We start from the raw sequence: 21750 nt of genomic DNA, 5'->3' as shown, positions 1-21750 counted from the left end.
AGGTATATTATGACAGAACATTATAAGGCCAGGACCGGACGGATGGTCCGTCGGGGCGGTGTCGCAGCGGCGGCGCTGATGGCCATGACGATGCTGACGCCGGCGACATCCGTCGCCCAGGACGATCAGGAGACCATCACGGGTGTCATGCACTCGGGACTGCGTGTGCTGGACCCGATCATCACCACGGCCCACATCACCCGTAACCACGGCTACATGATCTATGACGTGCTGCTGGCGCAGGACGAGGATTTCCAGCCGCACCCGCAGATGGCCGACTGGGAAGTTTCCGACGATAACCTGGTCTACACCTTCACGCTGCGCGACGACCTCGTGTTCCATGATGGCGAGCCGGTGACCTCCGAGGACGTTGTCGCCTCCCTTGAGCGCTGGGGTAAGATCGACTCCGGCGGTCAGCAGATCTTCGACGTCACCGAAAGCCTGGAGGCCACGGACGAGAAGACGGTGACCTGGACGCTGAGCGAACCCTTCCCGCCAATGCTTCAGGTGCTGTCCAAGCAGTCTGCGCGTCCGGCCTTCATAATGCCGAAGCGTGTCGCCGAGACGCCGGCGGATTCCAACATCGAGGAGTACGTCGGCTCCGGTCCGTTCGTCTTCAACGAGGAGGAGTTCGATCCCGGGCAGAAGGTCGTTTACGACAAGTTCGAAGACTACGTGCCGCGCGACGAAGATCCGAACTGGATGGCCGGTGGCAAGGACGTCAAGGTCGACCGCGTCGAGTGGGTCACCATGTCCGACATGCAGACGGCCGTGAATGCGCTTGCCGAAGGAGAAATCGACTACATCGAGCAGGTCGAGGTGGACCTTCTGCCGATCCTGGAGGCAAACCCGGATGTGACGGTGGAACGGCGTGATCCGCTGGGCTATCAGACCATCGGACGCATGAACTTCAAGCATCCGCCGTTCGACAACGAGAAGATCCGTCAGGCGGCGCTGCTGGCGCTTAGCCAGGAGGATGTCCTGGCTACCATGATCGGCAACCCCGAATACTATGAGCTCTGTGGCTCGGTCTTCGGTTGCGGCACGCCGCTGGAGGATGAATCTGGTGCCGAAAGCCTGCTGAGCGGCGGGGATCCGGAAGCTGCCCAGGCGCTCCTGGAGGAAGCCGGTTATGACGGCACGCCGATCGTCCTTATGCAGCCGACCGACGTGGCCAGCCTGGATGACCAGCCGGTGGTGGCCGCCCAGGCCTTCCGCGAGGCCGGGTTCGAGGTCGACATGCAGCCGATGGACTGGCAGAGCGTTGTCAGCCGTCGCGCCAGCATGGATCCGCCGGATGAAGGTGGCTGGAACATCTTCTTCACCAACTGGCAGCTGCCTGAGGTGGCCGATCCGCTCATCAACCCGATGCTGAACTCGCGCGGTGATTCCGCCTGGTTCGGCTGGCCGGAAGACGAGCATATGGAGGACCTGCGCTCGCAGTACATCGATGCCGCGAGCGAAGAGGAGCGCAAGGAGATCGCCAGCGAGATCCAGGCCTATGCCCTGGAGACGGTGAACTACATCCCGCTGGGACAGTACTTCATGCCGCAGGCCCGCCAGAACAACGTTGTCGACATGATCCAGTCACCGGTTCCGGTGTTCTGGAACATCGACAAGGAGTAACTGGCTAGCTTTTTCGGACGGGTGGTGCCGCAGCTTGCACCACCCGTCCGTTTCCATTTGATTCAGGTGCCTTACAGAGGAAGAGCCCAAGATGCTTGGCTACATCATACGGCGCATCCTGGCGGTTATTCCCGTCATGCTGATTGTGGCGATATTCGTCTTCCTGATGCTCCGTCTTTCGCCAGGAGATCCCGCTGCCATTCTGGCCGGCGATTCCGCGACGACTGCCCAGATCGAGCAGATCCGCACGGAACTTGGCCTGAACGATCCATTGTACGTGCAGTTCGTAACCTGGATGGGCCAGTTGTTGCAGGGCGATCTCGGGACCTCGCTGATCTCCAAGACGGAGGTCACGGGCATGATTGGAAATCGCATTTTCCCGACGATCAACCTGGCGGTCATGACCATCATCATCTCGGTCCTGCTGGCCGTTCCCATGGGCGTCATGGCGGCCTGGAAGCATCGCACCTGGGCGGACTATCTGGTCATGAGTTTTTCCGTTCTGGGCTTTTCCATCCCGGTCTTCGTGATCGGCTATATCTTCATCGGCATCTTTGCCCTTGAGTTGCGGCTGCTTCCTGTACAGGGGTACGCTGCTCCCAGCGAAGGTATTCTGGAGTTCCTGCAGCGCCTGATACTGCCTTCCCTGACCCTGGCGACGATTTATGTGGCGCTCATCGCGCGCATGACCCGTGCCAGCATGCTGGAAGTGCTGGGCGAGGACTACATACGCACGGCGCGTGCAAAGGGGGTCAAGGAGAATGCGGTTCTCTTCCGCCATGCCCTGCGCAACGCGGCCGTTCCCATCCTGACCATCATCGGTATCGGTTTCGCCCTGCTGATCGGCGGCGTGGTGGTCACCGAAAGTGTCTTCAATATTCCAGGAATTGGAAGATTGACTGTCGATGCGATCCTGGCGCGGGATTACCCCGTGATCCAGGCCCTGATCCTGTTGACCGCCGGCGTGTACGTCCTGGTCAACCTGATCATCGACCTTTCCTATTGCCTGATTGATCCGAGGATACGCTACTGATGGCTAATGCTGCGCACCCCGTTTCCGCCTCGCAATGGCTGCTCGGCGCACTGTCCCTGCCGCGTAAGTGGCGCATCGGTGCCGGGCCCGTCACTGCTTTCCTGGTGCTTGTGATCATCGTGCTTTCGGCGATCTTCGCACCTTATTACGTGCCGTTCGATCCCATGGCCATGGAGGCCACGAAGCGTCTCCAGCCGCCCGGAGGAGACTATATCCTGGGCACCGATCCCTTTGGACGCGACATGTTCAGTCGCGTCGTCTATGGCGGCCGCATCTCGCTGCTCATCGGGGTTGGTGCTGCTGTTATCAGTGTTTTCCTGGGCTTGCTGATCGGGCTCGTGGCCGGCTTCTTCCGGCTTGCCGATGCCCTTATCATGCGCGTCATGGACAGCCTGATGTCCATTCCGGCAATCCTGCTGGCCATCGCCCTGGTGTCCCTGAGCGGCGCCAGCATCGGTTCGGTGATCATTGCGATTACCATACCCGAAATCCCGCGTGTCGTGCGCCTGGTGCGGTCCGTCGTGCTGAGCGCACGCGAAGAGCCTTACGTGGAGGCGGCGATCGCGCAGGGCTCCAGCATGCCGAAAATCCTCATCCAGCACCTCATGCCCAATACCATGGCCCCCTTGATCGTCCAGGGAACCTATATCTGTGCTTCGGCCATCCTGATCGAGGCCATCCTGTCCTTCCTGGGGGCTGGCGTCAGTACGGAGACGCCGACCTGGGGAAATATCATGGCCGAGGGGCGTGACTACTTCCAGATCAATCCAGGGCTGATCTTCTGGCCGGGACTGATGCTGTCGCTGTGCATCCTTTCGATCAATCTCATCGGTGATACTGCGCGCGACCTGCTGGATCCGCGCATGAAGAAACGGGAGGCCTGAGCCGATGAAGTTCAAGTCGCGTAGTTACGAGCAGGCCACGACAATTCTCGACATCAGGAACCTCTCGGTCAAGCTGCCCAACCAGCCGGACATCGAACCGATCCTGGACGGGATCAGCCTTAAGATCCGGGCCGGCGAAACAGCCTGTCTTGTGGGGGAGAGCGGATCAGGAAAGTCCGTGACCTCCCTTGCCGTCATGGGCCTGTTGCCCAAGGGCGCCCTGCAGGTCACTGGCGGGGAAATCAGTCTGCAGGACCGCGAGCTGCTTGGCTTGTCGAACAACGAGCTGAGACACCTGCGCGCCAGCAGCATGGCCATGATTTTCCAGGAACCGATGACCGCACTGAATCCCGTGATGAAGGTGGGCGATCAGATCGAGGAGGTCCTGAAGATCCACGCCAATATGTCGGCGTCCGAGCGCAAGGCGCGCGTGCTCGACATCATGGAACAGGTGCATCTGCCGGATGTCCGGCGGATCCATGGCTCCTATCCGCATCAGCTTTCGGGCGGACAGCGCCAGCGGATCATGATCGCCATGGCCCTCGTGCTGAAACCGCAGCTGTTGATTGCCGACGAGCCGACGACGGCGCTCGACGTGACCACGCAGGAGCAGATTCTCTCCCTGATCTCGGAATTGCAGGAAGTGCAGGGGACGGCTGTGCTCTTTGTCACTCACGACATGGGCGTGGTCGCGGAAATCGCCGATACCGTACACGTCATGAAGGAAGGCCAGATCGTCGAGCAGGCTCCTGTCGAGCAGCTGCTGCGGCAGCCGCGGAACGACTATACCCGCAAATTGCTGCAGGCTGTGCCCAGCCTGATTCCGCGCAAGATTCGTCCGCCGAAATCAGATGACCAGGTCCTGCAGGTCCGGGACATGACGAAAATCTATGGTGGCGGTGGCTTCTTCATCCAGCGTGAGGGTACGCTGGCGGCAGAGGATGTCAGCTTCTCCATTGCGCGCGGGCGCACGCTCGGCATTGTCGGAGAAAGCGGTTCAGGCAAGTCCACCGTGGCACGCTGCGTCATGCGCCTGATTGATCCGACGGAGGGCGAGGTACGCGTGGGCGGCCAGGAGATCGCCACGCTGAACCGACGCCAGCTGCGCCCCCACCGCAGGCATATCCAGATCGTCTTCCAGGATCCCTTTCGCTCTCTGAATCCACGCTGGAAAGTGGGGCGCAGCCTGGTGGAGGGACCACTGAACTACGGCACCTCGCGCGAAGAGGCCATGAAACAGGCAGGGGACCTGATGGAGCTGGTGGGCCTGCCGCGGGATGTACTGGATCGTTACCCGCACCAGTTCTCGGGCGGTCAGCGCCAGCGGATCGCCATTGCACGGGCGGTGGCCATGAAGCCTGATGTCCTGGTTGCCGACGAAGCGGTTTCCGCTCTCGACGTCTCGATCCAGGCCCAGGTGCTCGAGCTGCTGGGCGATATCCAGGACAAGCTGGGCGTGGCCATTCTTTTCATCACCCACGACCTGCGCGTGGCGGCCCAGATCTGTGACGATATCGTGGTGATGCAGGATGGCAGGATCGTGGAATACAACAGCGCCACGGAGGTGCTTGCCAATCCCAAGCATGAATACACGCGTGCCCTGACCGAGGCTGCCCCTGGACGGGAATGGGATTTTGCCAATTTCTGCGAGTTGCAGAAAACGGCCTGAGAAGGAGGGGGCACCCAACACAACACGGAGGTTACGCATGTCTGTCCTGCCACGCATCCAGGAGTTTGCCGAAGAGCTGAGCGCGATCCGGCATGATATCCACGCCCACCCCGAGCTGGGCTTCGAAGAAAGCCGCACGGCCAGCCTGGTCGAGGACAAGCTGAAGGCCTGGGGGGTGGACGAGGTGCATACCGGCATTGGCGGTACGGGCATCGTCGGTGTCCTGCACGGGAAGATGCAGGGCAATCGTTGCGTCGGCCTGCGCGCCGACATGGATGCCCTGCCGATCCAGGAGGCCACGGACCTGCCCTATGCCTCGAAGAACCAGGGCAAGATGCACGCCTGTGGGCATGACAGCCACACCACCATGCTGCTGGGTGCCGCGCGCTACCTGGCCGAGACGCGGGATTTTGCCGGCAAGGTCCATCTTATCTTCCAGCCGGCCGAGGAAGGTCTGGGCGGGGCACGCCGCATGCTCGAGGAAGGCCTGTTCGACCGCTTTCCCTGCGACGAGATCTACGGCATGCACAATGACCCCAACAGCCCGGAAGGGCGGGTCTCAGTGAAGATCGGCCCGGCGATGTCCGGGGCGACCTTTTTCGACATCACGGTCGAGGGCGTAGGCAGTCATGCCGCCATGCCACACCAGTCGCGTGACCCGATCATCGTGGCGACGGCCCTGGTGCAGCAATTGCAGAGCGTCGTCAGTCGCAATCGTCCGCCGGCCGAACCGCTGGTGCTGTCGGTCACGCAGATCCATGCCGGCTCGGCCTATAACGTGGTGCCCGGCACGGCGAGCATTGCCGGCACCATCCGCTATTTCTCGGACGAGCTGCGCGATCTGACCCATGAGCGTATCCAGGATCTCTGCGCCGGCTTCGAGAAGGCCTACGGTGTGACCATATCTGTCGACCTGCGCAACATCTTCCACGTGCTGATGAACGACCCGGACCTGGGCCGTGAATACCTCAAGGCGGCTGCGGATGTGGTTGGCGAGGAGAACGCCGTGGAGACAGATCAGTATGCCACGGGCAGCGAGGATTTCGCCGACATGCTGAAGGTCGTTCCCGGTGCCTATTGCCGTGTGGGGCACGCCGGCTCCGTACCGCTGCACAACCCGGGCTTCGTGCTGGACGATGGCATCCTGCCCATTGGCGCTTCCGTCATGGCGCGGGTCGTGGAGCGCCGCCTGCCGGTCACGCAGTAGCCTCCCGGCGGGGTGAGACCCATGACTGTCCTGGGTGAGCTCTACAGTCTGTCGGCCTCGACGCTGGTGTCCGCCCTTTCGGCCGGCGAGCTGACGGCCGAGACGCTGATGGAGAATACGCTTGCCCGGATCGCCGAGGTCAACCCGCGCGTCAATGCGATCATCTCGCTGAGGCCCGACGAAGATCTCCTGGGCGCTGCACGTGCACTGGATGAGAAGGGCCAGCCTGGTGCGCTGTATGGCCTGCCCATTGCTGTCAAGGACCTGGCCCAGACGAAGGGGGTGCGCACCACCTGGGGGTCGCCGCTGTTTCGCGACTTCGTACCGAGCGAGGACGATCCCTTCGTAAAGCGGCTCAAGGCGGCCGGCGCCATCGTGATCGGAAAGACGAACACGCCGGAATTCGGGCTGGGTTCACACAGCTATAACCCCGTTCACGGCGTCACAGGGAACGCTTACGATCCGACCCGTTCGGCCGGTGGCTCGAGTGGCGGGGCTGCTGTCGCGCTGGCGACGGGGATGCTGTCCCTGGCCGACGGCTCGGACATGATGGGGTCCCTGCGCAATCCGGCGGCCTGGAACAACGTCTACGGCTTCCGCCCGAGTTATGGCCTGGTGCCGGACAATCCTGCCGGCGAGCTGTTCCTGCACCAGCTGTCCACGAACGGTCCCATGGCGCGCTCGGTCCGAGACCTGGCCTTGCTGCTGGACGTGATGGCCGGGCCGGATCCTCGTTTGCCGCACAGCCTGTCGGCACAGCCTTCGTTCGCAGCGCGGCTGGACACAAGTCTGCAGGGCCGGCGTATCGGCTGGCTCGGTAACTGGACTGGTCACTATCCCATGGAAGCGGGCATCCTGGACCTATGCGAGACGGCTCTTGATGCCTTCGGGACACTGGGTTGTAAGGTCGAGAGGCTGGAGCCCCAGGTCGATCCGCATGCTCTCTGGCAGAGCTGGACAACGCTGCGATCCTGGGCCGTGGCCGGCAAGTTTGTCGGGCATTACGAGCAGCCGGAACGCCGCGCCCAACTCAAGCCCGAAGCGATCTGGGAGATTGAACGCGGCCTGGCATTGAGCGCACGGGACATACAGAAGGCCAGCGAGGTCCGGTCTGCCTGGTTCCGGGAGCTGGCCGAACTGTTCACGCAGTATGATGCGCTGGCCCTGCCGAGTGCTCAGGTCTTCCCTTTCCCCGTGGAGTGGGATTGGCCGCGCGAGGTCTCCGGACATCCCATGGACAGCTACCACCAGTGGATGGAGGTGGTCGTGCCGGCCTCTCTGGCCGGGCTGCCAACGCTCGGCCTGCCTGCCGGCTTCGGACCCCAGGGGTTGCCCATGGGGATGCAGCTGATGGGGCCGAGGGGCGGTGATGCCAGCATCCTTCAGCTGGGACATGCCTATGACCGACACACCGCTTGGCCGGTCGTAAGCGACGGAGTGAATTGAGTGTTCGGGTGCGACCAGGTTCTCCACTCTTCAGAGGTAGTTTAACACTGTTGGAGTGTTGTTCTTCCTGCTCTAGGATAACTTCCGAGACGGAAGATCAAAGGCGGTCGCCATCGTCTTTCCGGGGCTTCATCGCGAGGAGAGTGGTTGACCGAAAAAGCAATGGATAAAGCACACCAGCTATTCTTTGAGAACCATCCCGATCCGATCTGGATATTCGATTCCGAGACACTGGGCTTCCTGGACGTGAACCAGGCCGCCATCCACAAGCTCGGCTATTCGCGACAGGAGTTCCTGTCGATGACCATCGCCGACATCCGGGCTGCAGAGGATGTGCCGGCGCTCAGGAAAGCCGTGGGCGGACTTGGTGAAGGCGTGTTCGAGGGCGGTGTGTGGCCGATCTACGGTGCCGGCGGCAAACGCCTGTTCATCGACTTTCACTGGCGAACCATCGAATTCAATGACCGCAAGGCAATTCTGGCCGCCGCTCGCGACGTGACCCGCGTGATCGAGTTGGAGCAGGAGCGTGAGGAACTGCTTGCACGCGAAGAGGCAGAGCGTAACAAGGCCCAAATCGTGGCTGGCCAGTTCCAGGTCCTGTTCGAATCCCTTCCGGGAAAGTTCCTGGTTCTCGGTCCTGAGAATTTCGAGATCATTGCGGCCAGCGATGCCTATCTCGAGGCGACAAGGACACGCCGCGATGACATCGTGGGCAAAAATTTGTTCGATGTCTTCGGGGACGATCCGGCCACGCCGCACGCGGATGCGATGCGAAACATGCGGGCATCACTTGAGCGCGTGAAAACAAGACGGCGCGCCGACGTCATTGCCGTCCAGCGTTACCCGATCGCTCGTCCGGAGGATGAGGGCGGGGGACTCGAAGAGCGTTACTGGAGTCCTCTCAATGCGCCCGTTTTTGCTGCAGATGGGTCGCTCCTATATATCGTGCACCGCGTTGAGGATGTGACAGGGATCGTGCAGGAGAGGGCCTATCAGGTCGAAGAAGACAACCTTGATACTTACGAGGGAATCGTTCTGCCCGAACTGGAAGTGCTGGTCCGTTCCCGCGAACTAAAAAGAGCGAATCTTGAACTGCAGGAAGAGGTTTCGGAACTACGAAGCGCCCAACGCCTCCTCGGCATGGCGAGCTTCAAGCTTGAACTCGACAGCGGAGCCCTCGCTGTCTCCGAGAACTTTTACAATATCCTCGGAGTGAACTCAGACAGCTTCGGGTCCAGTTTGGAAGCTTATTCCAACCTGGTCCATCCTGCCGACAGGGAGGCCATGGTTGCGCGCATGGCGGCCGCCGAGACGGGGCAAGAGACCTATTTCGAGGCGCAGCAAAGGTTTGTCCGACCGGTCGACGATGCGATTGTTCATGCACTGGTGGTCTGTGAAGTCTCGGAGACATCCGCAGGACGCGTGCTGCATGGGCTGCTTCTGGATATCACGCGCCGCGTGGAGGCCGAGGAGGAACTTGGCCTGGCACGGCAACTCGTGGATCTGGCGGGTCGTACGGCCAGGCTGGGCGGATGGCGCGTGGAGCTGAACTCCCGCCAGCTCGTCTGGACATCGGAAACGGCGGATATCCACGAGTTGCCGCGCGGAACCGCTCCGGCGCTTGAAGAAGCGATCGACTTCTATGCTCCCGAACATCGTGAGCGCATTCGTGAAGTCTTCTGGAGGTGTGCCGAGACCGGACAGGCGTATGACGAGACCCTTCAGATCGTAACCACGACGGGCAGGCCCGTATGGGTGCGGACCATCGGCGAGCCCGAGCGTGATCCCGACGGTAACATCATCGCCATACAGGGAGCATTCCAGGATGTTTCCGAGCTGGTGAAGGAGCGCGACCGTTCGCAAGGACTGTCCAGGCGGCTCGTCGATACGCTGGAAAGCATCAGTGACGCATTTTTCACCCTGGACCATGAGTGGCGCTTCACCTTCATGAACAACCAGGCGGAAATCCTGCTGGACCGTACGCGCGACAGCCTGCTCGGCAAGGTGGTCTGGGAGGAGTTTCCGGATGCATTGAATACGGCTTTCGAGAGGGAGTATCGCCGGGCTCTGGACAATCAGGAAACCGTGCGTTTTGCCGAATACTACGCGCCTCTAGAGAAATGGTTCGAAGTGAACGCCTATCCGGCGCCCGATGGACTGGCGGTCTATTTCCGCGACATCACAGAGGAACGCGCTCTACAGGCCCAGCTTCGCCTACTGGAGACGGCTGTGTCACGCCAGAGCGATATCCTGCTGATCACGGAGGCCGCGCCCATCGACGCGCCGCATGGGCCGAGGATCGTCTATGTCAACGACGCCTTCACCCGGCGCACCGGCTACACGCGTGAAGAAGTGATCGGCAAGACACCGCGTATCCTGCAGGGCCCGAAAACCCAGATGACGGAACTCGCCCGCATACGCCGGGCGCTCGAAAAGTGGCAGCCGGTCCGGGCCGAGCTGATCAACTACAGGAAATCCGGCGAAGAGATCTGGCTGGAGCTGGATATCGTTCCCCTCGCGGACGAGAAGGGCTGGTACACCCATTGGGTATCCGTCGAGCGCGATATCACGGCCCGGAAGGCCGCAGAAGAGGCAGTCCGTCTCAACGAGGAGCGCTTCCGCCTTGTCGCCAGTGCGACCAATGACGTGATCTGGGACTGGGATCTGACCACGGACCGCATCTGGTGGAACGAGAGCATGGCCTCTCAGTTCGGCTATGATCGGGACACGCTCGAGCCAGGACTGGAGTCCTGGAAGAACCGGATACATCCGAATGACCAGGCACAGGTCGTCGAAAGTATCCATGCCGTGATCGAGGGGAGTGGCTCGAACTGGGTCGAGGAATACAGGTTCCTGCATGCCGATGGCCGCGAACTGATTGTCGTGGATCGTGGGTTTCTCATTCGCGACGAGGCCGGAAGAGCTGTCCGCATGGTCGGCAGCATGGAGGATGTGACGGAGCAGCGCATGCTGGACGAACGGCTTCGGCACTCGCAGAAGCTGGAGACGATCGGTCAGTTGACCGGTGGCGTGGCCCATGACTTCAACAATCTGTTGACGGTCATTCTGGGCAATGCGGAAGTCCTCAGCGACCGCCTTGGCGAAGATGAAACCCTGAAAGCGCTTGCCGACATGACAATTTCCGCGGCCGAGCGCGGCGCCGAGCTGACCAATAGGTTGCTGGCCTTCGCTCGCCAGCAAGCTCTGCAGCCCAAGATTGTGGACCTGAACCACATGTTGGTCGGGATCGAGCCGCTGCTCAAGCGAGCACTTTCGGAAGAGATCGAGATCGAAATCTCCCAGGGCGAAGCCATTCCCAGGATCGAAGTGGATCCCGGACAGTTGGAGGCGGCCCTGCTGAACCTGGCCATCAATGCACGCGATGCCATGGCCGAGGGTGGGCGCCTGGTCATTGAAACAGAGACTTTCGAGCTGGATGAAAACTCTGCTTCCGGCCACCTGGAGTTGGAGCCGGGGATTTATGTCGTGCTCTGCGTTTCGGACACTGGTGCAGGTATGGACAGCGAGACCCTCGAACATGCCTTCGAGCCGTTCTATACGACCAAGGACGTGGGCAAGGGCAGTGGCCTCGGTCTCAGCATGGTCTATGGCTTTATGAAGCAGAGTGGGGGGCAGGCCCGGATCTATTCCGAGGCGGGAGAAGGTACCACGGTTCGCCTCTATTTCCCGCAGGCGGAGAGTGATAAGGATCCGCCCGCACCCGAAGAAAGCCGAGAAGAGAAGGGCAGTACAAACGAACATATCCTCGTCGTCGAGGATAATGCCCTTGTCCGCGAGCACTTGGTCGGACTGCTCGACAGCCTGGACTATCGCGTGACCGATGCCGAGGACTCGGAACGTGCGCTGGCGATCCTCAAGAGCCGTTCGGATGTCGACCTGCTGTTTACGGATGTCATCATGCCCGGCGGCATGAACGGCTCCCAGTTGGCCGAGGCAGCCCGGGAGATTTATCCGGACCTGAGAGTCCTGTTCACCTCGGGGTACACGGAGAACACGATTGTCCAGAACGGACGTCTCGAACCGGGAATGCACCTGCTCAGCAAGCCTTACCGCCGGCATGAATTGGCGAAGAAACTCCGAGAGGTGCTGGACGCTTCCCACTGAGGGAGAGTTCGTCGCGGCGACCAGAAGACCGCGTGCGGCGGCATTGCCCTGCTTGCAAGCCCTTTCGATATTGGCGCAGTTGCGGTAGGCAAAGCATAGCAAAAGAACAATGCAACAGAGTGGAAGGCTGTAACATCCATGAGTGAGGCGCATCTTTTCACGCCCTTTTCCCTAGGCAATCTTGAGCTTCCCAACCGGATCGTGGTCGCCCCGATGTGCCAGTACTCGGCCGAGAACGGCTGCATGACCGACTGGCATACCCTGCATCTGGGACATCTCGCATTGTCAGGTGCCGGTCTCCTGACCCTTGAGGCTTCGGCGGTCGAGCCCGAAGGCCGGATTACCTATGGCGACGCCGGTATCTGGTCGGATGAGACGGAAGCGGCCATGGGGCGCGTCGTGGAGAGCATCCTGCGCTGGTCCGAGATTCCCGTGGCGCTGCAGCTGGCGCATGCAGGACGCAAGGCGTCCGAGGAGGTGCCCTGGAAGGGGCGCGCGCAGATCGCTCCGGGACAGGACGGCGGCTGGCAGACGGTGGCGCCTTCGGCGATTCCGTTCCTGGACGGTGAGAACTCGCCGGCTGCGCTGGATCGCGCGGATATTGAACGCTTGCGGAGGTCCTTCGCCGAGGCCGCAAAGCGTGCGGCACGCCTCGGCATGCAGTGTGTCCAGCTCCACTCTGCCCATGGGTATCTGCTGCACCAATTCCTTTCGCCACTGTCCAACAAGCGCAGCGACGACTACGGCGGAAGCCTGGAGAACCGGATGCGTTTCCCTTTGGAGGTCTTCGAGGCCGTGCGCGAGGCCTTTCCCGCGGAGCGACCCGTTACCGTGCGGGTTTCAGGGACCGACTGGGTCGAGGGCGGCTGGGATATCGAGCAGACGGTGTTCTATGCCCAGGCCCTGGAAGCACGCGGCTGCACGGCCATCGATGTCTCGAGCGGCGGTCTCAGCCCGAACCAGAAGGTCCAGGGAGGCCCCAGCTATCAGGTGCCGCTGGCGCGGCGGGTGAAGGAGGAAACCGGCATGGCGGTCATGGCGGTCGGCCTGATCACGGAGTTCGAACAGGCCGAGTCCATCGTCGGGACGGGCGATGCGGACCTGATCTCACTTGCCCGGGCTCTGCTCTACAATCCCCGCTGGCCGTGGCACGCGGCTGCTCACTTCGGCGCCACAGTGAGTGCGCCCAACCAGTATTTGCGCTCTGAACCGCGCCAGCACGCCGGTTTGTTCAAGCAAGCCGGCTGAGGACGGAGAAGAGGCTCAGCCCTTTCGCGTTTCCATCCAGTGCCAGATGTAGGGGCCGTAGGAAGCTTCCACATGAAGCCGGGCACAGTCCGGAGCACTGCGATAAAGCAGAACGCCGTTCAGTCCGGCAAAGCGCACGGCGGCCGAGGGGCTGCCCTCTCTCAGGTTGGCCGAGGTGGCTTCCATGACGATGTCCTCGACGGCCGCGCCCTGGATGTCGATCACCAGGCGGGCATCGTGGGCTTGTGTAGCGGCCCAGCCCTCAGCATGCCATCCGGCCTCGAAGTCGATCGGCTGTGGGGAGACCAGGAGCGCACGGTCGCGTGCCATGCGCACGCGATAGACCTCGTCGCTCGGAGCGACTTGCCACAAACCGACCTCGGAGCTGCCACCCGGCAGACTTTTCCAGGCTTCCTCCAGCAGTCCGCTGACCAGAACCTGGGAGAGACCTGTTACGACACGGGCCTGCCAGTCTTCGCGCGAAAGCCGGGCTGTCTCCCAGTCCGGAAAGGCTGTCCACTTGGCGGCGAAGTCACGCATGGAGGCGGTCTCCTTCGGGGTCGAGGGTACAGGGCTGGGTCACGGTGGCCCGTCGCCGGTTTCCGAGATGGTAGATATCGATGTCCTCCCCCTGGCGCTGGCGGCCCGAGGCAATCAGTGCCAGTGCGATGGGACGTTCGAGTGTCGGACTCCAGTAACTGGACGTCACGAAGCCCAGCGAGCGCGCTCCCTTCGGGCCATCCTCCACGGCATGGGCACCTGTAGCCAGGGGGGTGTCTCCTTCGACCTTGAGGCCGACCAGAGCCGGGCGATCGCTGCGCTCGGCTTCCTCGGTGAAGAGTGAGCGCTTGCCGACGTACTCGTTTGTTCGCTTGTTCCTGGGGCCGCTCATGCCCAGGTCCATCGGCATGGTATAGCCGTCAGTATCCTTGCCGGCGACAATGAAACCCTTTTCGGCCCGCAGGATCATCAGGCCTTCGGTCCCGAGCAACGTGGCGTCCAGCTTGTCACCCTCCGAGCGCATCCGCGCCCAGAGCGCGGCCGCGCGCGAGGCGGGAAGGGTGATTTCGTAGGAACGGTCCCCGGTGAAGCTGACCCGTGCGACGCGCACGCCGATCCCCTCGAACATACCGTTGAGGAAGGACATGTGGGGCAGGGTTTCGTCCGAAAGGTCGATGCCGAGCTCGAGATTGGCGACCAGTTCCTTTGCGCGTGGCCCCGTGGCCGTCAGCGTGGCCCATTCCGGCGTGGAATTGTGAATGACGACCCGAGCCGGATCGAAACGATCCTGGCGCCATTCCTCCAATCGCATGACCACGCCGGGGACATGCCCGGACGAGCAGGAGACGATGAAATGATCCTCGGCCAGCCGCATGACCACGCCGTCATCGTAGACAACGCCGTCCTCGTTCAGCATGAAGCCGTAGCGCACGCGCCCGGGCTTAAGGGTGGATAGCGTGTTGTAGGAATTGAAGTCCATCAGGGCTGCGGCCTCGGGGCCCATCACCTCGATCTTGCCGAGCGGCGAACCGTCGAACAGGCCCAGGGTTTGCCGGGCCTTGCGGGCTTCGCGCTGGATCTCCTGCTGGGCTTCGCCGGTGCCGTAGAAAGCCGGTCTCAGCCAAGGGCCGTATTCCCGGAAGGCGGCATCGGCGGCCCGGTGCTCGTTCTCCAACACCAGCCGCCGCATGGGCGAGAAGAGCTCCGCGCGACGACGTCCGGCGATGACGGGCAGGGGAACCGGTACGTAGGGCGGACGATAGGTGGTGGTGCCCACCTCGGGGATCGTGCGCCCCGTAACGGCGGCCATGGCGGCAAGCCCGTTCATGTTCGATGTCTTGCCCTGGTCGGTGGCCATGCCAAGCGTCGTGTAGCGCTTGAGATGCTCGACGGAGCGATAGTTCTCGCGGGCGGCCAGGGCGACATCCTTGACGGTCACGTCATTCTGGAAGTCGATCCACTGGCGCCCCTGGGATGTGGGATCGGGCCAAGCTGGCTCGATGCCATAGGAGGACAGGCCGTCCGTGGCCCGAGGCGTCTCTCCTTTGCCCGATCCGGCTGCGTGTCCCTGCTTCAGCACGTTGGCCAGATCGAACGCGCCATTGGCGGCGCCCGCGACCGTGATGCCGGCAGGCATCTCTTCGGGGACGAAAGCCAGGATGTCCTCGTCATAGCGCAGGCGGCCCTTTGCCTGGCAGTAGAGATGTACGCTGGGTGTGTAGCCGCCGGCGACCAGCAGGCAGTCGGCCTGCCTGCGCTGATCGTTCAGGACAACAGCTTCGACGACCTGTTGCCCCTGGACCTGCTGAACCGCTCTATCCGGCAGAACTTCGACACCCTCTGGAATGGGCATCTGCGGGGCCTGTCTTGAATCCGCAAGAACGACCTCTGCCCCTGCCTGCGCCAGCGCAGCTGCCACCGGATAGGCAGAGTCGTTGTTCGTGGCAATCACGATCCGTTCGCCCACCAGGATGTCATGCCGGCGCAGGTAAAACAGCGCCGCATCGGCGGACATGATGCCGGGACGGTCGTTGTTGGTGAAAACCAGCGGGCGCTCGATGGCGCCGGTGGCAATGACGATCTGCTGCGGACGGACACGCCAGAGCCTGTCGGCCCGGTCCGACCTTCTCTGCCACAGGCAAACCAGGTTGTGATCGTAGATGCCATAGGCGGTGGTGGAGCAGAGGCGTGTGACGTTCCTGGTTTCAAGCACATCGAGTGTACTGTTCAGCCAGTTCGAGCCATCCTGTTCATCGATCCTGCCGCCGCGATGCAGCAGGCTGCCGCCCGGCCGCTCCTGTTCGTCGACCAGCATGACCTCGCGCCCCTCCAGCGCGGCTGCCTGCGCGGCGGCGAGGCCCGCCGGACCGGCGCCGATGACGAGCAGGTCACAATGGGCCGAGCGCTGGGGACAGTCGGCCGGAGGCTGTGTTTCGGGGTCCAGTTGTCCCAGGCCGGCCATGGCACGGATGCGTGGCTCGAAGAGGTGCCAGTCCGGCCAGAGAAAGGTCTTGTAGTAGAACCCGGCCGGCAGGAAGCGCGAGAAGCGGTCCAGGAGGGCGTACCGGTCCTTTTCGGCGTTGGGACTTGCATTGATCGAGCGCACCTCCATGCCCTCGGCCAGAGGCACCGTGGTTGCACGCGCGTTGGGATGCCGTTCGCCGTCGAGGGTTATATCGACGATGGCGTTGGGTTCCTCGGCGCCCGATCCCCAGAGACCGCGAGGCCTGTGATACTTGAAGCTGCGGCCCAGGATGCGGATGCCGTTGGCCAACAGTGCGGAGGCCACTGTGTCGCCGGAACGTCCACTCAGGGAGCGCCCGTCGAACGTGAAGGACAGGGATTTGGAAGGCGATCCTTGCGCGCCGGTGCTCAGGCGTTTGGCCGTCATGTCCGGTCTCCCCGAAAGGCTTCGCTTGCGTGAACCTCGTGCGTCACCGTATCGCGTTCCATGACGAAGAACTCGCCGCAGGTCAGGTGAACCCAGATTTCGCGGGCGGGCCCCTTTACATTATTCTCCATGTGAAGGTAACGGGCCCATTGCTTTGCCGTCGTCTCCTCAGCCGGCTCGGGACGCTCGTTGCCGGCTTCACCGCCATAGAAGAATTCCGTTTCGTCGCGCGGCCCGCAGAACGGGCAGGAAAAACGCTGCATCATTGCCTCCTAGTGCGCGATGGCGGCGCCGGCCGCCTCGTCGATCAGCCGCCCGCGGGCGAAGCGATCCAGGTCGAAGGGGCGGCTGATTTCGTGGTGCTCTTCGTTGGCCATCAGGTGGGCGAGCAGCCAGCCGCCGGCCGGAATCGCCTTGAAGCCGCCGGTTCCCCAGCCGCCGTTGATGTAGAGGCCGGGCAGGGGCGTAGGGCCGATCACCGGTGAGGAATCCGGCACCACGTCCACGATGCCGGCCCACTGCCGCAGCAATTTCAGCTGCCCGAAGGCCGGAAACATTTCCAGCAGGCCCGAGAGGATCTCCTCCTGCAGTGGCGGGTTGCCGCGCTGGCCATAGGAGGGGATGCGGTCGAGGCCGCCGCCGATCACCAGTTCGCCCTTGTCCGACTGGCTGAGATAGGTGCCGGTTCCCATGTAGAGCAGCACCGTATCGAGGCAGGGCTTGACCGGTTCGGAAACCATCGCCTGCAGGGCGAAGGAGCGGACAGGCAGTTCGAAGCCTGCCTTTTCGGCCAGCACGCTGGAATGGCCGGCCACAGCCATGCCGGTGACGCCTGCCCGGATCTCCCCGCGTGTTGTTTCCACGCCGGCACAGCGGCCGTTCTCGACCAGGAAGCCCGTAACCTCGCAATTCTGTATTATGTCGACACCCAGCGCATCGGCCGCCCGGGCATAGCCCCAGGCGATGGCGTCATGGCGCGCCACGCCGGCCCGGCCCTGCCAGATGCCTCCGAAGATTGGAAAACGCGCATCCTCGTTCTGGTTGAGCAGTGGGACGCGTTCCAGGACCTGTTCGCGGTTCAGCAGCTCGGCATCGGTGCCGTTGATCTGCATGGCGTTGGTGATCCGCGCGGCCATCTCCATTTCCAGTTCGGAATGGGCCACAACGGCAATGCCTCTCTGGGAGAACATGATGTTGTAGTTCAGTTCGCGCGACAGCCCCTCGTAGAGCTTCAGCGCAAAGTCGTAGAGCGCGACGCTTTCCGGGTAGAAGTAGTTCGAGCGTATCACCGTCGTGTTGCGGCCGGTGTTTCCGCCGCCCAACCAGCCTTTTTCGATCAGGGCGACACGCTTCAGGCCATGGTTCCGGGCGAGGTAGTAGGCCGTCGCGAGCCCGTGACCGCCACCCCCGATCACCAGGGCGTCGTAGGAGGCCTTGGGATCCGCATCGCGCCAGGCAGGCCCCCATCCCGAATGGCCCTTCAGGCCTTCCCTGAACAACTGGAATGCAGAGTATTTGCTGGCCAAGAGTCTTTCCCTGCTATGGTTTCATTTGCTAATCATTGACATAGACAATAGCCTGGACACTAATGTCCAGACCAAATTTCCAATCCGGCCACAGGCTGGGAGGCTAACAAAGGGGAGACGTGAAATCATGATCAAGACTCTATCCACATTCGCCCTGGCTGCAGGGACTGCCCTGGCATTCAGCATGAGCGCCGCGGGCGCAGAGACACTCCGGCTGGCAACGGATTCCGGTGCCGAAGGCTCGCCCACCGCAGAGTCCATGGAACAGTGGGCCAACCTCATCGAGGAGGGTACGGACGGCGAGCTTGAAGTCGATATCTTCTATCAGAACGAGCTCGGCGGACAGCAGGAGGTTTTCGATCTGTTCGTGGCCGGTGACGTCGACATGATGATCAACTGGCCCATGACGTCCTATGATCAGCGCATTGCCATCGTTTATACCCCGTACATGGTCTTTACCTGGGAAGAGGCGAAGGAAGCCTACAGGCCCGGCGGCTGGATCAATGGCATGATGGACGGAATCTACCAGGACATCGGCCTCAAGTTCTTCGGTGCCTGGCCTGAAGGGTTCAACGGTGTTGCCACCAAGGACGAATACGCCACCACCGTCGAAGAGGCCGGGGACCTGAAGGTTCGGGTGCCGCCAATCTTCCCGATGGCCGAGACCGTTCAGGCCATGGGCTATGAGACCGCAACAATCGACTGGAGCGAGGTCTTCACAGCCATTGAGACCGGTGTCGTCGATGGCGATGCGGCCAATGTCATCTATTGGGATTACGAGTATTTCCGCGACACGCTGGACTATTATGTTCGCACCAAGCAGGCCTTCAACACGGGGATCATCTCGATGAACCTGCAGACGTGGGAGAACCTGAGCGACGCGCATCAGCAGGTCGTTCAGGACGCTGCCGTTACGGTGATGGAGGATCACTTCGAGGCGGCCCAGGAAATCGACCAGTCCTATGTCGAAAAGGCCGAGGAAGCCGGCATGACCTACATCGAGCCGGAGGAAGAAGAGATCAAGGCGCTGGCCGAGAAGGTTCGTGCCGAGGTCTGGCCGCAGATGGAGGAGGAAGTCGGCAGCGAGATCATGGACACCGTTCGTGAGAACGCCTCCGAACTCTAAGATCAGGGCAGTCGCCTCTCGTGCTTGCACGTTTCGACAGATGGATCGCCGCGGCATTGAATGCCGTGGCGATCCTGTGCAGCATCCTGGTTACGGGATTGCTGTTCCTTCTGGTTCTGACCCGGTATGTCCTGGGGTGGAACTTCTCGGCCGCCCATGACCTCAGCTTGCTGGCGGCCATGTTCCTCTACATGACGGGGGCCCTGATCGCATCCCGCCGCAAGGAGCATCTGACGGTGGATTACCTGCCGTCACGGCTGAACGGCGAAATGGCCAAGGCCGTGCACAAGACGGTGATCGCAGTGATCACCACCGTGATCTGCGCCCTGTTCGTCTACTGGGGATACGAGATGCTTGCCTGGGGGCTCCAGCGTCCACAGACCACGCCGGCGCTCAGGTTGCCGCTGTGGATTCCGCAGATGTCCATCGTGATTGCGGCGATAGGCTGTTTTGCCTATGCGGTGCGCGACCTGTTGCATGGGATTCGCGAGTTGCGACGGGCAAGGGCGTCGGAGGCCTGAATGGAAGGGCTTCTGGCAATCGGCCTGCTCATCGTCCTGATGGGCCTGGGCGTTCCCGTGGCCTGGTCCTTTGCGGGAACGCTCGCCTACCTTGTCTATATCTATGACGCGAACCTCAGCACGCTGCTGCTGCAGGGATTCCGCTCACTCAATTCCATCGTGCTTCTGGCTCTGCCGCTGTTCGTTCTGACCGGTTATCTGATGCAATCGGGGGGGCTGGCAGCACGCATCGTCAATTTCATCGAAGCGATCGTCGGCAAGCGGCGTGGCGGTTTCGGTGCCTCCCTGGTACTGAGCTCGGGCATTTTCGGGGCCATAGCCGGTACGGCAACCGCGGCGGTGGCTTCGATCGGGACCATCATGGTGGATCCCCTGGAAAAACGGGGCTATCCGCGCGGATATTCGGCCTCCCTGCTTGGTGTGTCCTCGCTGCTGGGGATCCTGATTCCGCCGTCCATCACCATGATCCTCTTTGCCGTGGTGACGCGCCAGTCGGTGGCGGCCTGCTTTGCCGCCACAATCGGCCCGGCCCTGTTGCTGATTGCCGGACTGATTCTGTTCAACCGCATCGCCGCAGGACGATGGTTCACCGAACAGAGCACCGACATCATCCAGAAAGGCGAACGCGGGAAAGCCGTTTTCAATGCGCTGCCCGCCCTAATGTTGCCCGTCATCATCCTGGGCGGCATCTATGGCGGTGTCTTTACGCCCACGGAAGCAGCCGCGGTGGCTGTCGTTGCGGCCTTGATCGTGGGCGCTCTCATCTACCGCGACCTGACCTGGAACAGCCTGGGCAGGAGCGTCATCTCGGCCACCGAGACGACAGGGACGATCATCCTGATCCTGCTGTTCTCCTTCATGATCAGTCGCATTCTGGCCTTTGAGCGGGTGCCTCAGGACCTGACCGAGGCGATCGCAGACTTTGCGGTAAACCCGTTCTGGACCCTTATCCTGGTGAATGCCGTGCTGGTGATCGCCGGGGCCTTGATGGACGATGTCTCTGTCACGGTCGTGATCGCGCCGCTGTTCATGCCGGTGGTAACTTCGGTGGGGGTCGAGCCGCTGCACTATGCGGCCATCGTCGGGACCTCCGTGGTCATCGGTGCCAACACGCCGCCGGTGGCACCGATTCTCTATATGTCCTGCCGGATCAGCAAGGTGCAGATACACAAGGCCATAGGACCGGTCCTGATGCTGCTGGGCCTCGTGGCCCTGCCGGTCATGCTGGTTACGACCTTCTGGCCTGCTCTCTCCCTGTTTTTCCCCAAGCTTTTCGGATTTTACTGAGCTGGCGTACTGGTGCCGTTCTTCAGAAAGGCGTGGAAGTCATTGATTTCCTGCTGCGTCGGTTCCAGCCCGGTAAAGCAGCGCAGGTAGCTGGCCAGGTAGGAGAGGCGAGTCTCCATGGGCTCGTCGATCTCCAGGGAATAATAGCCGATCTGCATGAAATAGAGCACCCGGGCACGGATGAAGGCCTCTTCCTCCGGGTAGCCTTGGCGCTTGAACATCTCGGTCAGCGCGTTCATGCGCAGGGTGTCGCCTTCGTCGACGACCTTGCGGACTTTGGCCGAGCGCCGGGCCCAGTCCCGGACGGCAATATCCAGTCGGGGGTCGAAGAGCTCTTCGTTGACCCAGCATTCGAAGACATTGAGAACGCCGCGACAGGCACTATCGGCCGGTCGTTCCGCACGCTCGACCAGGGAGCGGGTGTTCACGTTCTGCCAGTGTGCGAGCAGTTGGTCGAGAAGGTCCTGCCGGCTCTTGAAAAACCAGTAGAAGCTTGAGCGGGACACACCGAGGTTTCGCGCGATCACCTGAACCTTGACCTGGTCGATGCCGCCGGTCACCAGGATTTCGACGGCCATCTTGAGCCAGTCGCGTTTCGATGTGCGCAGGCTGCCTGGATCGATGTTCATACTCATTCCCCAAACCCTCCGGGATCTCGAGC

Annotated in this window: 16 protein-coding genes; 11 read left to right on the top strand and 5 right to left on the bottom strand. The window is 61.9% G+C overall.

Annotated elements, in window-relative coordinates; genetic code table 11:
• The first annotated feature begins 9 nt into the window (after window positions 1–9).
• The 8 genes from ACFOW6_RS09325 to ACFOW6_RS09290 all read left to right on the top strand — a co-directional run bounded on the left by ACFOW6_RS09325 (window position 10) and on the right by ACFOW6_RS09290 (window position 13238).
• Entirely contained in the window at window positions 10–1626 is a 1617-nt protein-coding gene (locus tag ACFOW6_RS09325) for an ABC transporter substrate-binding protein (protein WP_382422064.1), read from the top strand.
• A 91-nt stretch (window positions 1627–1717) separates the two neighbouring features.
• Window positions 1718–2659: an ABC transporter permease gene (locus ACFOW6_RS09320; RefSeq protein ID WP_382422063.1), complete on the top strand. Its 942-nt coding sequence runs from the start codon at window positions 1718–1720 to the stop codon at window positions 2657–2659.
• On the top strand, window positions 2659–3543 hold the full coding sequence (locus tag ACFOW6_RS09315; protein WP_382422062.1) for an ABC transporter permease: 885 nt from the start codon (window positions 2659–2661) through the stop codon (window positions 3541–3543). Before ACFOW6_RS09320 ends, ACFOW6_RS09315 begins: the two co-directional genes overlap by 1 nt.
• A gap of 4 nt (window positions 3544–3547) precedes the next feature.
• Window positions 3548–5212 carry an ABC transporter ATP-binding protein gene (locus ACFOW6_RS09310; protein ID WP_382422061.1) on the top strand — a complete coding sequence of 555 codons (1665 nt, stop codon included), beginning with the start codon at window positions 3548–3550 and terminating at the stop codon, window positions 5210–5212.
• 37 nt (window positions 5213–5249) lie between these two features.
• Window positions 5250–6419: a M20 aminoacylase family protein gene (locus tag ACFOW6_RS09305; RefSeq protein WP_382422060.1), complete on the top strand. Its 1170-nt coding sequence runs from the start codon at window positions 5250–5252 to the stop codon at window positions 6417–6419.
• A gap of 21 nt (window positions 6420–6440) precedes the next feature.
• Window positions 6441–7865, top strand: a complete 1425-nt coding sequence (locus ACFOW6_RS09300; RefSeq protein ID WP_382422059.1) for an amidase — start codon at window positions 6441–6443, stop codon at window positions 7863–7865.
• A gap of 147 nt (window positions 7866–8012) precedes the next feature.
• On the top strand, window positions 8013–11990 hold the full coding sequence (locus ACFOW6_RS09295) for a PAS domain S-box protein (RefSeq protein WP_382422058.1): 3978 nt from the start codon (window positions 8013–8015) through the stop codon (window positions 11988–11990).
• 138 nt (window positions 11991–12128) lie between these two features.
• Window positions 12129–13238 carry an NADH:flavin oxidoreductase/NADH oxidase gene (locus ACFOW6_RS09290; protein ID WP_382422057.1) on the top strand — a complete coding sequence of 370 codons (1110 nt, stop codon included), beginning with the start codon at window positions 12129–12131 and terminating at the stop codon, window positions 13236–13238.
• A gap of 15 nt (window positions 13239–13253) precedes the next feature.
• Here the strand turns inward: ACFOW6_RS09290 and ACFOW6_RS09285 are convergent, their stop codons facing one another.
• The 4 genes from ACFOW6_RS09285 to ACFOW6_RS09270 are packed head-to-tail and all read right to left on the bottom strand — an operon-like array spanning window position 13254 to window position 18155.
• Window positions 13254–13778 (bottom strand): hypothetical protein, encoded by a 525-nt coding sequence (locus ACFOW6_RS09285; RefSeq protein WP_382422056.1) that lies wholly within the window; start codon window positions 13776–13778, stop codon window positions 13254–13256.
• Window positions 13771–16629, bottom strand: a complete 2859-nt coding sequence (locus ACFOW6_RS09280; protein WP_382422055.1) for a sarcosine oxidase subunit alpha family protein — start codon at window positions 16627–16629, stop codon at window positions 13771–13773. The genes ACFOW6_RS09285 and ACFOW6_RS09280 overlap by 8 nt, the downstream gene beginning before the upstream one ends.
• Window positions 16626–16892: a sarcosine oxidase subunit delta gene (locus ACFOW6_RS09275; RefSeq protein WP_382422054.1), complete on the bottom strand. Its 267-nt coding sequence runs from the start codon at window positions 16890–16892 to the stop codon at window positions 16626–16628. The genes ACFOW6_RS09280 and ACFOW6_RS09275 overlap by 4 nt, the downstream gene beginning before the upstream one ends.
• Before the next feature lie 9 nt (window positions 16893–16901).
• Window positions 16902–18155 carry a sarcosine oxidase subunit beta family protein gene (locus ACFOW6_RS09270; protein WP_382422053.1) on the bottom strand — a complete coding sequence of 418 codons (1254 nt, stop codon included), beginning with the start codon at window positions 18153–18155 and terminating at the stop codon, window positions 16902–16904.
• A 127-nt stretch (window positions 18156–18282) separates the two neighbouring features.
• Here ACFOW6_RS09270 and dctP point away from each other — a divergent pair, with 127 nt between their 5' ends.
• The 3 genes from dctP to ACFOW6_RS09255 are packed head-to-tail and all read left to right on the top strand — an operon-like array spanning window position 18283 to window position 21089.
• Entirely contained in the window at window positions 18283–19281 is a 999-nt protein-coding gene (dctP, locus tag ACFOW6_RS09265) for a TRAP transporter substrate-binding protein DctP (protein ID WP_382422052.1), read from the top strand.
• Between the two features lie 20 nt (window positions 19282–19301).
• Window positions 19302–19802 carry a TRAP transporter small permease gene (locus tag ACFOW6_RS09260; protein ID WP_382422051.1) on the top strand — a complete coding sequence of 167 codons (501 nt, stop codon included), beginning with the start codon at window positions 19302–19304 and terminating at the stop codon, window positions 19800–19802.
• The gene (locus ACFOW6_RS09255) at window positions 19803–21089 is read left to right on the top strand and encodes a TRAP transporter large permease (RefSeq protein WP_382422050.1); all 1287 of its coding nucleotides are present in this window, start codon (window positions 19803–19805) and stop codon (window positions 21087–21089) included.
• On the opposite strand, the gene ACFOW6_RS09250 is transcribed toward ACFOW6_RS09255, so the two are convergent.
• A complete protein-coding gene (locus tag ACFOW6_RS09250) occupies window positions 21083–21724 on the bottom strand; it encodes a TetR/AcrR family transcriptional regulator (protein ID WP_382422049.1) in 642 nt (213 codons plus the stop codon). The two genes, ACFOW6_RS09255 and ACFOW6_RS09250, sit on opposite strands and share 7 nt — an antisense overlap.
• Window positions 21725–21750: the final 26 nt, after the last annotated feature.

Origin of the sequence: Fodinicurvata halophila, assembly GCF_042651425.1 — a bacterium.
GTDB lineage: Bacteria > Pseudomonadota > Alphaproteobacteria > Kiloniellales > DSM-21159 > Fodinicurvata > Fodinicurvata halophila.
This window is presented reverse-complemented; position numbering and strand designations above follow the sequence as displayed.

What these genes read in the sequence shown, in the direction of transcription:
- ACFOW6_RS09315 (WP_382422062.1), top strand. Translation starts at nt 2,659, where the DNA reads ATGGCTAATGCTGCGCACCCCGTTTCCGCCTCGCAATGGCTGCTCGGC.
- ACFOW6_RS09255 (WP_382422050.1), top strand. Translation starts at nt 19,803, where the DNA reads ATGGAAGGGCTTCTGGCAATCGGCCTGCTCATCGTCCTGATGGGCCTG.
- ACFOW6_RS09290 (WP_382422057.1), top strand. Translation starts at nt 12,129, where the DNA reads ATGAGTGAGGCGCATCTTTTCACGCCCTTTTCCCTAGGCAATCTTGAG.
- ACFOW6_RS09325 (WP_382422064.1), top strand. Translation starts at nt 10, where the DNA reads ATGACAGAACATTATAAGGCCAGGACCGGACGGATGGTCCGTCGGGGC.
- ACFOW6_RS09285 (WP_382422056.1), bottom strand. Translation starts at nt 13,778, where the DNA reads ATGCGTGACTTCGCCGCCAAGTGGACAGCCTTTCCGGACTGGGAGACA.
- ACFOW6_RS09280 (WP_382422055.1), bottom strand. Translation starts at nt 16,629, where the DNA reads ATGACGGCCAAACGCCTGAGCACCGGCGCGCAAGGATCGCCTTCCAAA.
- ACFOW6_RS09305 (WP_382422060.1), top strand. Translation starts at nt 5,250, where the DNA reads ATGTCTGTCCTGCCACGCATCCAGGAGTTTGCCGAAGAGCTGAGCGCG.
- ACFOW6_RS09250 (WP_382422049.1), bottom strand. Translation starts at nt 21,724, where the DNA reads ATGAGTATGAACATCGATCCAGGCAGCCTGCGCACATCGAAACGCGAC.
- ACFOW6_RS09300 (WP_382422059.1), top strand. Translation starts at nt 6,441, where the DNA reads ATGACTGTCCTGGGTGAGCTCTACAGTCTGTCGGCCTCGACGCTGGTG.
- ACFOW6_RS09310 (WP_382422061.1), top strand. Translation starts at nt 3,548, where the DNA reads ATGAAGTTCAAGTCGCGTAGTTACGAGCAGGCCACGACAATTCTCGAC.
- dctP (WP_382422052.1), top strand. Translation starts at nt 18,283, where the DNA reads ATGATCAAGACTCTATCCACATTCGCCCTGGCTGCAGGGACTGCCCTG.
- ACFOW6_RS09320 (WP_382422063.1), top strand. Translation starts at nt 1,718, where the DNA reads ATGCTTGGCTACATCATACGGCGCATCCTGGCGGTTATTCCCGTCATG.
- ACFOW6_RS09275 (WP_382422054.1), bottom strand. Translation starts at nt 16,892, where the DNA reads ATGCAGCGTTTTTCCTGCCCGTTCTGCGGGCCGCGCGACGAAACGGAA.